Origin of the sequence: Yoonia sp., from assembly GCF_017854565.1 — a bacterium.
Classification (GTDB): Bacteria; Pseudomonadota; Alphaproteobacteria; order Rhodobacterales; family Rhodobacteraceae; genus Yoonia.
This window is the reverse complement of sequence record NZ_JAFMHJ010000002.1, coordinates 192,532-204,779: the sequence shown is the minus strand read 5'-3', so window position 1 is coordinate 204,779 and position 12,248 is coordinate 192,532. Positions and strand designations below refer to the sequence as shown.

The following is a 12,248-nucleotide window of genomic DNA, read 5'->3' as shown; positions in this document are numbered from 1 at the left end:
ATCTGGATGTGCTGTTCAACAATGCCGGCATGTTCGGGCCGCAAACGACGATTGATAAAATCGCCGTTGCAGACTGGAAGCAGGTCGTCGATGTGAACCTGACGGGGATGTTTCTGTGTGCCCGCGCGGCGTTTCGGCAAATGCGCCATCAGTCGCCGCGCGGCGGGCGGATTATCAACAACGGATCAATCTCGGCGCATACGCCACGCGAAGGGTCGGTGTGCTATACCACGACAAAACACGCCGTGACCGGGCTGACCAAGACGATCACGCTGGATGGGCGGGCCTTTGATATTGCCTGCGGGCAGATTGATATCGGCAATGCGCGGACCGATCTGGTGCAGGGCCTGGAAAAGACGCGCGCGGCGCAGGGGCTTGACCCGCTGCCGACGATGGCCGTCACGGATGTGGCCAAATCCGTGTATCACATGGCATCATTGCCGCCCGAGGCGAACGTCCAATTCATGATGGTGATGGCGACCAAGATGCCGCATATCGGGCGCGGTTAACGCCGCAGCAGACCAAATGCGGCTGAGGCGCCCCAGCCAGCCGCAATCGCGATTGCCAGCGACATCAGACCATAAAGCAGGGCGTTTTCATGGGCGAGGCTGTAAAGCCACTGTTCCAGGCCGACTTTTTGCACAGGGATGATCGTTACATATTCGTCGATGACTTGACCATCGCGGGTCAAGAAAATGCGCGCGGCATAATCGCCTTCGGTCAGGTTTGAGGGTAGGCTTATCGAGGTTCTGAACAGCGTCTCCTGCTCAAGGTCCACGGCACCTTCGAGAACCTGATACAGACCTTCGCCAGCCCTGATCCGCACCAAAGCCTGACTGAACAAGGGGCTGTCGTCGATCGCGGCACCGACAGAGCGGATCACCCGTGGGATCGTGACGCGGTGACGCAGGTCTTCGACATCGCGCAATACGTCCTTCATCGGGCCAGATGTGGCAACGGCATAGAACGATGGGGCGGCGTCCACCTCTACGGCGTCGGTGTTGATCCAGATACCTAGACGCCGGTCCTTGCGGCGCACGGTGACGGGGGTATCGGGGCCAGCCACGGATATGATCACGCCCAGCGTTTCAGCCTCGGGGATGGGTGTTTCGCGTTTGACTGCGCCAAAAATCAGAATTTCAGAGCCGTTGAATGTTGCCGTGATGGATACCTGATCTTGGCTTAGGCCAAGCACGATCTTTTCGGCCTGCGCGGGCAAAGCCAGCACCAGAAATAAGACGAGCAAGCGGATCATGAGGCACCAATGGAGTAAAGCTCTGTTGGTCTGACCAGCAGATCAATGGCCAGTTTGCCGCAGACCAGCAGCACCAGCAAGGCCAACAGAATACGCAGCTGTTCTGCCTTCATCTTGACCCCCATCCGCGTCCCGAATTGCGCACCGATGACCCCGCCGACCAGCAGCATGACTGCCAGCACGATATCTACGGTTTGGTTCGTCACCGCATGCAGCATCGTGGTGAACGCCGTCACAAAACTGATCTGAAACAGCGATGTGCCGATCACGACCTTGGTCGGCATTCCCAGCAGATAGATCATCGCGGGGACCATGATAAAGCCACCGCCGACGCCCATGATCGCCGCCAGAACACCAACCGCAACGCCGACCATCACTGGTGGAATGACCGATATGTATAGCCCGGACACCCGGAACTTCATCTTGAATGGCAGGTTGTGAACCCAGTGATGCTTGCGCCGCTGCGGACGGGCGCCGCCCGGTCTGCGGGATTTCCGGATCGCGTTCAGGCTTTCGACGAACATCAACGCGCCGATCACCCCCAGAAAGATGACATAGCAAAGCTGCACCAGCAGATCGACCTGGCCCAGCGACCGCAGATAGTTGAATACCACAATGCCAAGCGCCGAGCCGATCAGGCCCCCGATCAGCAGGACAGTGCCCATCACCATATCAACGGTCTTGCGTTTGAGATGCGCAAACAACGCGGAAACGGAAGACGCAACGATTTGGTTTGTGCTGGTGGCGACGGCGACGGCGGGTGGAATGCCGATGAAGAACAACAGGGGCGTGATCAGGAACCCGCCACCGACACCGAACAGGCCCGACAAGATGCCCACAATGCCACCAATGCCCAAAAGCAGAAAGGCGTTCACCGAAACCTCGGCGATGGGAAGGTAAATTTGCATGAACGTGTCCGGGCGTTTGTGCCGCTGGGGCAACAGAAACCTTTTTGTCACCGTTAGTCAAATGCTGTGCCGGAAATAATGCCGTCAATGCACCATATTGATCACTTTGCGCGACCTGAGGCCGCCCAAAAACTGGCGCAGCACCTTTTCAAGCTTGGCCGCGCCGATGGGGGCCGTCGCTTTGGTGTGTTCGTGGCTGATGGCTTCGTCGCTGAGACCGGCAGCCATATTGGTGATCGTTGATATGGCCGCGGCCTTGAGACCGAGAAACCGCGCGAGGATGACTTCGGGGACAGTGGACATGCCCACCGCGTCCGCGCCCAGCATCGCGATTGCGCGAATTTCAGCGGGTGTTTCGAACGACGGGCCAGAATACCACGCATAGATGCCATCGGCCATTACAACCGCTGTCTCGTCCGCCGCTGCGCGCAGCGCGCGGCGCAGGTCGGGGTCATAGGCGTCTTTCATGGGGACGAACCGGGCGTCCGTGGGTTCGCCGATCAGCGGGTTCAGGCCCGAGAAATTGATATGGTCCGACAGGCACATGATCGACCCGGTCGGCATATCGGCCCGCATGGACCCGGCGGCGTTGGTCGCGATCATGGTATCGGCACCCAGCGCGCGCAGCACCTCTAGTGGCAGGCGCATTGCGTCGGCGCGCCCATTTTCATAGTAATGCGCCCGGCCACCAAAGACCGCGACGCGCACGCCTTCCAGATCGCCAATGACAAGGTTCGGGTTATGCCCGGACACGCCTGCATGGGGAAACCCCGGCAGATCGGCATAGGGAATTGCCACGCCATCCACAGCATCCGCGATATGGCCAAGGCCAGAGCCCAATATCATGCCAATGCGCACAGGTGCGTCGCCTGCGATCGCTTTGATCTGCGCTGCGAGGGCGCTAGCGTTCTTTGACATAGGGTTCGCCTCCTGCTTTTGGGGCGGTCGCTTTTCCGACGAAACCGGTCAGCAAAACCACAAGGATAAAGGGCAGCACATCCAGAAACTGGCCATTCAGGCTAAAGCCGAGGACCCGTTCAACGACGTCAGACCGCAGCACCATCGCTTGCAGGAAGCCAAACAGCAGGCAGGCGTAAAGCGCATGCCAAGGGCGCCATTTGGCAAAGATGAGCGCGGCGAGGGCGATGTAGCCACGACCGGCGCTCATGTCTTTGGTGAACCCGGCCTGCAGTGCGGTGGCCAGATATGCGCCCGCGATACCGCATAGCACACCGCAAATTCCAACGGCAGCATAGCGGAGGAAAACGACCGAAACACCTGCCGTATCCACGGCTGCGGGGTTTTCGCCCACAGCACGCAGTCGCAAGCCAAAGCGCGTGCGGTACAGCACCCACCATGTCACCGGGACCATGAAAAACGCAAAATAAACCAATGGCGTGTGACCGGATATCAGTTCGTAGTAGATCGGCCCTAATATAGGCACGTCGCGCAGGGTTTCTGCAAAGGGCAGTGTTACTGACGAAAACCGCCCATCGCCGGACAGCTGCGGTGTCCGCCCACCTTGGGCGAACCAGCTTTGGGCGATGACCACGGTAAGACCTGCGGCTAAAAAGTTGATCGCCACCCCCGAAATCAGCTGATTGCCACGGAACGTGATCGACGCAAGGCCGTGAATGATCGACAGCAGCAGCGACGCGCCGATGCCAGCCATAAGACCCAGCCAGACATTTCCCGTGACCGATGCAATCGCCGCCGACAAGAACGCGGCGGCCAGCATTTTCCCCTCTAGCCCGATATCAAAGATACCGGCCCGCTCTGAATAGAGACCGGCCAGACAAGCCAGCAAAAGCGGGGTCGCCAGACGCACGGTTGCGTCCAGCATTTGCAGAAGGGTCGCAAAGTCCATTAGGCCACTTTTTCCTTGATGAACGGAAACAGCGCGCAAAAACGCTCCACGACTTCTGGATGCTGGCGCAGGGCTGTCTCGGCCTCTGCTTCGGTCATGTCGCCCATGCCGGCGTGTTCGGGACGCACAAGGCGGCTCATCGCCATCATCGCGTCGAACCTGTCATCCGTGATGAACGGATCGTGGGGCAGACGGCGCATCACGGCCTCGTTCGGGCGGAATACGTTGGCCCGGTTTTTGACCGCCAGCAGGGCGACCAAATGCGGTGGTACGTCGCCGCCGGGGGTTTGTTCGATCACGTGATGGATCCACATATGCAGTTCCTCCATCGTGATCATGCCAAGTGCCAAACAGCTGAGCACGAAGCCCAGGTCGGCGCCGGTGTCATCGTCGACACCAATTTTGAAAGGTCCTGCCATCATTTTTTATGCTCTCCTCATTGCCAAGAATAGCCGCTCGAGCGGCATGCGCACCATATTATCTAGTGCACCCGTAAAGAGGATCACCAATGCCTGTATTACGATGATCAACTCACGGGGGATCGACGTCCATAGGGCGAGTTCTGCGCCGCCTTGATATAGAAAGCCGAAAAGAAGGGCCGCCAGAAATACCCCGAAAGGATGACTGCGACCCATGAGTGCGACGGCGATGCCAATAAAACCAGCGCCCTCGACTGCGTTCAGGACCAGCCGTTCGGCCTCGCCCTGGACATTGTTGATGGCCATCATGCCGGCAAGACCGCCTGAGATAAGCATGGAAACCATGATGATTTTGGTCGGGCTGATGCCCGCGTATTTTGCGGCCGATTCCGAATGGCCGAATGATCGGATTTCATAGCCCAGCCGGGTACGCCAGATCAGCGCCCAAACCGCGACGCAGGCCGCAATCGCGACAAAGAAAGTCACATTGGCAGGTGCGCCACGGAACATGGTCGTGTCGCCCCAGTTGAACATATCCTGGAACGATGGCAGATGCGCCGCCTGCGGGAATTTGGCAGTGGCTGGCTCCATCGAGCCGGGCACCTTGAGCGCGCCGATCAGCAGATAATTCAGCAAGGCGGCGGCGATGAAGTTGAACATGATCGTTGTGATCACGATGTGGCTGCCGCGTTTGGCCTGCAAAAATGCAGGGATCGCGGCCCAAGCGGCCCCAAACAGTGCAGCCGCCAGCGTCGCGCCAAGCAGTGCGACCGACCAATGCGGCCACGGCACATAAAGACAGGCCAGCGCGACACCCAAACCGCCCAGCACCGCCTGACCTTCGCCGCCGATGTTGAACATACGGGCGTGAAATGCGACAGAAACCGCAAGGCCGGTGAAGATAAAGTTGGTGGCGTAATAAAGGGTGTAGCCCCAGCCATAGGTCGATCCCAGCGCGCCATCGACCATCAGTTTCAGCGCGGCCCATGGGTTTTCGCCAATTGCCAAGATGACCATGGCAGACAGGATCGCCGCCAGCAGGATCGAAATCAGGGGGATCAGGATGACGTCAGCCCACTTTGGCATGTCAGGTTTCCTTGCTCGGGTCGCCGCTGGCGTGGGCAAGGTTCGCCTCGACAGCTTTGTGCAACGGGCCGCGGGGCGACGTTGTCATACCCGCCATCAGCAGGCCAAGCTCTTTTTCATCAGTGTCCTGTGGCATCCGCTCGCCCATTATTTTTCCGTCAAACATAACAGCGATACGGTCGGACAGCGACAGAATTTCCTCTAACTCTACGGAAACCAACAAGATTGCCTTGCCCTGATCCCTAAGTGCAACAATTTGCTGGTGGATAAATTCGATCGCGCCGATATCCACGCCGCGTGTGGGTTGCCCGATCAGCAACAAGTCTGGGTTGCGTTCGATTTCGCGGGCAAGCACCATTTTCTGCTGATTGCCGCCGGAAAAGTTCTTGGCGGCCAATTTCGGATCAGGCGGACGCACATCGAAACGGGCCATTTTACCTTCGGTATCGTGTTTGATCGCGGCATTATCCATGAGTAACCAGGATTTTTGATACCGCGCATCGTGGTGATAGCCAAAGACGGTGTTTTCCCATGCATGGAAATCCATGATCAGACCTTCGCGTTGCCGGTCCTCGGGCACATGGGAAATGCCGCGCGCGCGACGGCTTTGACCATCAGACTTGGCACCTGTCAGGTCGATCTCTTCACCATTGACCCGCACAGAGCCTGTCGCCTTTTGATAGCCGCCCAGCACCTCGAGCAGTTCTGACTGGCCGTTTCCGGCAACACCCGCGATGCCCAGAATTTCGCCGGCATGGACATCGAAGCTGACGCCCTTAAGGCGATGCACGCCCTTGGTGTCGGTGACGTTCAGGTCGCGGACCTCCAAAATTTTGCGCCCGATTTGCGCAGGCGCTTTGTCGACCCGCAACAATACCTTGCGGCCCACCATCAGTTCGGCCAGTTCCGGCGGGCTGGTTTCAGACGTTTTGACCGTCGCGGTCATTTCGCCCCGGCGCATCACGCTGACGGTATCGGTGATTTCCATGATTTCGCGCAGTTTGTGGGTTATCAGGATGATCGTCTTGCCTTCACGCTTGAGGTTTTCAAGGATGCGGAACAAATGATCGGCCTCGGCGGGGGTCAGCACGCCGGTGGGTTCGTCCAGAATCAGAATGTCGGCTTTGCGATACAGCGCCTTGAGGATTTCGACACGCTGTTGCATCCCCACGCCCACGTCCTGAATAACCGCATCGGGGTCGACGTTCAGCTCGTATTCATCAGCGAGGCTTTTGAGTTCGCGCCGTGCCCGCGCAAGAGATGGGCGCAACAGGGCGCTGTCTTCGGCCCCAAGCACGACGTTTTCAAGCACGGTGAAATTCTCGACCAGTTTGAAGTGCTGGAACACCATTCCGATGCCCGCAGCGATGGCCGCCTGACTGTCCGGAATTGTCGTTTTGCGACCGGAAATCCAGATTTCGCCCGCGTCTGCCTTGTAAAAACCATACAAAATCGACATCAGCGTCGATTTTCCCGCGCCGTTTTCCCCGATGATCCCATGGATCGTGCCGGGCATGACGCGGATCGAAATATCCTTGTTCGCCTGCACCGGGCCAAACGCCTTGGAGATGCCTTTCAGCTCGATGGCGGGGGCTAGATCGGTCATGGGGCACCTGTCTGATATGCAAAGGGCCGCGCGGATAAATCTGCGCGGCCCTGATTTTACGTGGCCTGTCCAGTCTGCCTTAGAAGTCCAACGCAGGGCAGCTTTCGTCGGATGTGTAGTCGTGGACTTCCAGATCTCCTGCTGCGATTTTGTCGGCCGCTGCATAGGCCGCAGCAAGCACGCCGTAATCGACAAGGTTTTCGTTGTTGGCGTCCATGGCGAAACCAACGCCGCGGTTAGCGACGCCCATCACGTTGAACCCGGTTTCCAGTGCTTCACCGGCGGTGAAAGCGTCATAAACAGCAAGGTCGACGCGCTTTAGCATGGATGTCAGAACCTGACCGGGGTGCAGATAGTTTTGATTGGCGTCAACGCCGATGGACAGGATACCCTCGTCGGCTGCGGTTTGCAGTACGCCCACGCCAGTGCCGCCTGCGGCCGCGAATACAACGTCGGACCCTTGGCTGATCTGTGCCAGTGTCAGTTCGGACCCTTTGACAGGGTCATTCCATGCGGCGGGTGTTGTGCCGGTCATGTTGGCAATGACGGTGACGTCGGGATTTGCCGCTTTGGCGCCCTGGGCATAGCCACAGGCGAATTTGCGGATCAGCGGGATGTCCATGCCGCCGATGAACGACACTGTGCCGGTCTCGGATGACAGTGCCGCCATCATACCAACAAGGTACGAGCCTTCGTGTTCGTTGAAGACAACCGAACGGACGTTTGGCGCATCGACGACCATGTCGATGATCGTGAACTTGGTGTCAGGATAGTCTGACGCGACTTCTGCCAGTGGGGTGGCCCAGGAAAAGCCCGCCATGACGATCGGGTTCGCGCCGGATTCGGCGAAGCGGCGGATCGCCTGTTCGCGCTGTGCGTCTGATTGAATCTCGACCTCGGCGTAGGACCCACCGGTTTCGTCCGCCCAACGTTGCGCACCGTTGTAGGCGCTTTCGTTGAAGGATTTGTCGAACTTGCCGCCAAGGTCAAAAAGAATGGCGGGATCAGCGGCAGCAGCGCCAGCCGTCAGGGCCAGGGCAGCAGTGGCGCCGAGAAATTTTTGCATAAGGGTCATTTTAGTCTCCCAGGTCGTTACGCGAGGTTTGCGGGCGATGATACGCCCACCTCCGGTGAAAGCCGAGCCGATCTGCGTCGGTCATCAACAGATAAGGCATTGCCCCGACCGGAAGATCAACAGGTTTTTATGGTATTTTGCAGGAACTTGCGCGCAATGGGGTGGTTATCATGCAGGTGACGCTGGGTTAGGCAAGGTTGAGTTGTTTGCGTAAAACCAGTGCGGCGACGGGTCCGCCGTCTTTGGGCAGGTAGTATCCGGGGCGGCGCCCGACCTGCACATATCCCGCATGGGCATAAAGCGCGCGCGCCGCTGTGTTGTCTTCTGCGACTTCCAGAAACACTTGCGTGGCACCGGCGTGCTTTGCCGCACGCTCGCCCATTGTCAGGGCTGCACGCGCCAAGCCGTGGCGGCGGTGGGCGGGATCGGTGGCCAGTGTCAAGACTTCTGCTTCATCCAATGTGACGCGCATCATGATGAATGCGCGGTCATCACCCATTGCCAGCGTACCGGGTTGGGCCAGAAGCGCGGCCATTTCAACAGCCGTCCATGCGCGGGTTGTGCTGAATGCCTTGGCATGGACAGCGGCAAGGACATCGGGCGTCATGGTAAAATGACGGGCGCCGGATCGCGGGGCGGCGCCGCGTCAGCGCTGCGAATATATAGCGGCGTGGGGCGCGGTGCGGTTTGGCCGATGCGACGCGCGGCAATTTCGGCGATAGCCGTGATCAGCGCATCAGCGGATTTCTCAGCGGGGCGGGCTGCAGGCAATTCCGTTGCGGTCATGAGGCGCGGGTCCCACACCTGCCCGGCTTGGCCAAATTCCTGCACATAGAATTGGTCGCGCGGCGCAGGAATGATCGCGGTGAGGGGGCGCGGTGCACCGTGGGCACGTGTTTCGAACCCGTTTACGCCGATTGCGGGCTTGCCAAGACCCAATGCGAGACCCCGTGCCGCGGCCACCGCAATGCGGATGCCGGTAAAGTTGCCGGGCCCGACACCGACACCAATCGCATCCAGATCGCGCCACCCAAGGCCCTGATCCGCGAGCATTTCTGCCAGCATGGGCATGAGGTGTTCGGCCTGTCCTTTGGCCATTGCGTCAACACGGGTCACAATCCGGTCGCCCAACAGCAAAGCGGCGGCGCAATGCGCCGCCGCTGTGTCAAAGGCAATCAGCGTGGGCTTAGGCGGCAACCGGGCGCACCTCGACCACTTCGGGGATATAGTGGCGCAGCAGGTTTTCGATCCCCATCTTCAGGGTCAACGTCGAGGATGGGCAACCGGCGCAGGCACCTTGCATATGCAGATAGACAATGCCGCGATCGAACCCGTGGAACGTGATGTCGCCGCCGTCTTGGGCGACGGCCGGGCGGACGCGGGTATCAAGCAGTTCTTTGATCTGGCCCACAATCTCAGCATCGTCGCCGGTGTGTTCGGCATGGCCGCCGGTTGGCTTGTGATCGTCGGCCATCACGGGCTGGCCGGATTGATAATGTTCCATGATCGCACCCAGAATGCTGGGTTTGATGTGGTCCCATTCAACGCCGTCCGCCTTGGTCACGGTCACGAAGTCGATGCCAAAGAACACACCCGTCACATCGCCGGATGCAAAAATACGTTTGGCCAGCGGCGAATTTTCAGCGGCGTCGATGGTCGGAAAGTCAGCGGTGCCAACCTCAAGCACATTCTGGCCGGGCAAGAATTTCAGCGTCGCGGGATTTGGCGTGGATTCAGTCTGGATAAACATAGGACCAACCTTTTTTGTCAGGCTTCAGATATGCGCCTTAGGTGGCGTGAAGTCAAGGTTTGGAACGATTCTAAACGCTGCGCGCTAGGTGATCGCCTCAAGCCGTTCCTTGGACAGATCGCCGGGAACGATCGTGATCGGGATGGGCAGGCTGCCGGACTGGCGCGCGAGATGCGACACAAGCGGGCCGGGCCCTTTGCTGTCGGTGCCCGCGCCAAGAACCAAAACGCCGATGTCGGGGTCTTCTTTGATTTGGTTCATAATCTCGATCAGCGGTTCACCTTCGCGGATGATCAGTTCGGGATGCACGTTTTGCTTATCGCGCATCCATTTGGCGAAAACTTCGTAGTGTGCTTCGATCCGCTCGCGGGCTTCGGCGCGCATAATCTCTCCGACACCGATCCAGTGGTTGAATTCATCGGGTGGAATGATTGAAAGGATGGCGACGCCACCGCCGGAATGCGCGGCCCGCATCGCGGCAAACCGCATCGCATTCAGACATTCGCGGCTATCGTCCAGAACGACCAGAAACTTGCGCATGACATTCTCCCTTTTATCGGGGGATATTGGCGTATCGCTGCGATACTGGCAACGGCTGTCAAACGCAGTTGTTTTTTGACCCTGCGGCGGTCATGGGGCCGATGCCGCCCAATCCCAGTACATGTCGCGGACGCGGCGTGTGACCGGACCAACCTGATACTGCTGATCCTCGAATCCGGTGACGGGGGTCACCTTGGACATGTTGCCCGACAAGAACACCTCGTCGGCGCTGCTGAAGTCATCAAAGGTCAGCACGGTTTCGTGGACTTCCATGCTGTCGGCCCGCATGTTGGCAATGTGACGGGCACGCGTGATGCCGGACAGAAATGTGCCGTTGGCGACGGGGGTGAATACCACGCCGTCTTTGACCATAAAGACATTGGCGGTGGCACTTTCTGCGACATTGCCGATGGCATCAGCTACCAGCGCATTGCCAAACCCACGGGCGCGGACCTCGGCCAGCATGCGGGCGTTGTTGGGGTAAAGGCACCCCGCCTTGGCGTTTACGACGCTGTCTTCCATGACGGGGCGGCGAAAACGGGTACGGCCCAGTCTGGTTGATGCGGTGGGTGGTGCCATGGGGATTTCTTCGAGACAAATCGCGAATCCGGTGGCGTCGGGGCTGGGTACAATCGCCGTGAGGTCGCCATCAATCCCCCAATACATCGGACGGATATAGACGGCTGCCGATTTTGGATAGGTGGCCAACCCGTCGCGGATCATGGCGATCATATCGTCGGTGCTGACTGTGGGTGTGATCATCAGCGCAGTTGCTGATCGGTTCACACGGGCGCAATGCAGATCCAGATCAGGGGCACGGCCATCGACATAGCGCGCGCCGTCGAACACGGTCGAGCCGAGCCAGGCGCCATGATCCGCAGCCCGCATGATGGGTGCGTCGCCGTCGTGCCATTGTCCGTCGAAATAAGTGCGGATATTGGTGCCAGTTGCCATGAACGACCCCCCTTTTGGCGGACATTAGGCCGAGGCCGGGGCAAGGTAAAGCAGATGGGCGCCCGGTGCCGGGGAACACCGGGCGCGTCGTCTGGCCCGGGTGGCGGCGGACAGGAACGCGCACCAAGGTCACGCCAGGCAGAGCGAATCATTGCTGTGCGATACCTGATCGTCACGCGGCGGGGTTTCAGTTTTGTGACGGCAGGTCTGCCGCCAGCGCCGCCAATGCAGCCACAACCAGCGGGGCATTGACCATTTGCAGTTGCCCGTTGGCATCGTGGGGCCATGCAGCGACGGGTTTGTCGGTATAAAGGTCGACCCCGTTTTGATCGGGGTCCCGCAGATAGACCGCCTCGCTTACGCCGTGGTCAGCGGCGCCTTCCAGAGGGATATCGGCGGCCTGCGCCTGCGCGATCACGGCCCCAAGCGACGCGCGGTCGGGATATCGGAACGCTGTGTGGTAAAGCCCGGTATGCCCCGCCGGTGGCGGTGTGGCACCAAGGCTCTCCCAGGTGTTCAGGCCGATATGGTGATGGTAATCGCCTGCCGCCAGAAAAGCGGCCCCTTTGCCAAAGCGCTGGGCGACGCGAAATCCGATAATATCGCGGTAAACCGTAATCGCGCGATCAAGATCAGAGACGCGCAGGTGGACATGGCCGATGCGGTTTGTGGCGGGTGCTGACATTTGGTGGCTCTGGTGTGGTGCGATGCCCCAATGATATAGCCGCATCTGCCGCGCCGCAAAAGACTGACTGGCGAACCGGCGGTGTGCATTCTTGCGAGGTGGG

Annotated in this window: 15 protein-coding genes; 1 reads left to right on the top strand and 14 read right to left on the bottom strand. The window is 59.3% G+C overall.

Annotated features, from left to right (window positions below):
* Positions 1–509, top strand: a 509-nt coding sequence (locus QZ196_RS02235) for an SDR family oxidoreductase (RefSeq protein WP_296423416.1), incomplete at its 5' end; no start/stop codon positions are given.
* Here QZ196_RS02235 and QZ196_RS02230 read toward each other — a convergent pair.
* The 14 genes from QZ196_RS02230 to QZ196_RS02165 form a co-directional block, all read right to left on the bottom strand.
* Positions 506–1,255, bottom strand: coding sequence for a TIGR02186 family protein (locus QZ196_RS02230; RefSeq protein WP_296423414.1), 750 nt, complete (start codon positions 1,253–1,255; stop codon positions 506–508). The two genes, QZ196_RS02235 and QZ196_RS02230, sit on opposite strands and share 4 nt — an antisense overlap.
* A complete protein-coding gene (locus QZ196_RS02225; protein ID WP_296423412.1) occupies positions 1,252–2,163 on the bottom strand; it encodes a sulfite exporter TauE/SafE family protein in 912 nt (303 codons plus the stop codon). Before QZ196_RS02225 ends, QZ196_RS02230 begins: the two co-directional genes overlap by 4 nt.
* Before the next feature lie 84 nt (positions 2,164–2,247).
* Positions 2,248–3,081 (bottom strand): purine-nucleoside phosphorylase, encoded by an 834-nt coding sequence (locus tag QZ196_RS02220; RefSeq protein ID WP_296423410.1) that lies wholly within the window; start codon positions 3,079–3,081, stop codon positions 2,248–2,250.
* Positions 3,065–4,030 carry an ABC transporter permease gene (locus QZ196_RS02215; RefSeq protein WP_296423407.1) on the bottom strand — a complete coding sequence of 322 codons (966 nt, stop codon included), beginning with the start codon at positions 4,028–4,030 and terminating at the stop codon, positions 3,065–3,067. Before QZ196_RS02215 ends, QZ196_RS02220 begins: the two co-directional genes overlap by 17 nt.
* Positions 4,030–4,449: a hypothetical protein gene (locus QZ196_RS02210; protein WP_296423406.1), complete on the bottom strand. Its 420-nt coding sequence runs from the start codon at positions 4,447–4,449 to the stop codon at positions 4,030–4,032. The genes QZ196_RS02215 and QZ196_RS02210 overlap by 1 nt, the downstream gene beginning before the upstream one ends.
* A gap of 6 nt (positions 4,450–4,455) precedes the next feature.
* Positions 4,456–5,535, bottom strand: a complete 1,080-nt coding sequence (locus QZ196_RS02205; protein ID WP_296423404.1) for an ABC transporter permease — start codon at positions 5,533–5,535, stop codon at positions 4,456–4,458.
* A gap of 1 nt (position 5,536) precedes the next feature.
* Positions 5,537–7,141, bottom strand: coding sequence for an ABC transporter ATP-binding protein (locus tag QZ196_RS02200; RefSeq protein WP_296423402.1), 1,605 nt, complete (start codon positions 7,139–7,141; stop codon positions 5,537–5,539).
* A 79-nt stretch (positions 7,142–7,220) separates the two neighbouring features.
* Positions 7,221–8,216 (bottom strand): BMP family ABC transporter substrate-binding protein, encoded by a 996-nt coding sequence (locus QZ196_RS02195; protein WP_296423400.1) that lies wholly within the window; start codon positions 8,214–8,216, stop codon positions 7,221–7,223.
* Between the two features lie 187 nt (positions 8,217–8,403).
* Positions 8,404–8,823 (bottom strand): GNAT family N-acetyltransferase, encoded by a 420-nt coding sequence (locus QZ196_RS02190; RefSeq protein ID WP_296423398.1) that lies wholly within the window; start codon positions 8,821–8,823, stop codon positions 8,404–8,406.
* Positions 8,820–9,413, bottom strand: a complete 594-nt coding sequence (tsaB, locus tag QZ196_RS02185) for a tRNA (adenosine(37)-N6)-threonylcarbamoyltransferase complex dimerization subunit type 1 TsaB (RefSeq protein ID WP_296423396.1) — start codon at positions 9,411–9,413, stop codon at positions 8,820–8,822. The genes QZ196_RS02190 and tsaB overlap by 4 nt, the downstream gene beginning before the upstream one ends.
* Entirely contained in the window at positions 9,403–9,966 is a 564-nt protein-coding gene (locus QZ196_RS02180; RefSeq protein ID WP_296423394.1) for a NifU family protein, read from the bottom strand. The genes tsaB and QZ196_RS02180 overlap by 11 nt, the downstream gene beginning before the upstream one ends.
* 84 nt (positions 9,967–10,050) lie before the next feature.
* A complete protein-coding gene (locus QZ196_RS02175) occupies positions 10,051–10,506 on the bottom strand; it encodes a universal stress protein (protein WP_296423392.1) in 456 nt (151 codons plus the stop codon).
* 90 nt (positions 10,507–10,596) lie between these two features.
* The gene (locus tag QZ196_RS02170; RefSeq protein WP_296423390.1) at positions 10,597–11,460 is read right to left on the bottom strand and encodes a branched-chain amino acid aminotransferase; all 864 of its coding nucleotides are present in this window, start codon (positions 11,458–11,460) and stop codon (positions 10,597–10,599) included.
* A 187-nt stretch (positions 11,461–11,647) separates the two neighbouring features.
* Positions 11,648–12,145: a VOC family protein gene (locus QZ196_RS02165; protein WP_296423388.1), complete on the bottom strand. Its 498-nt coding sequence runs from the start codon at positions 12,143–12,145 to the stop codon at positions 11,648–11,650.
* Positions 12,146–12,248 lie beyond the last annotated feature (103 nt).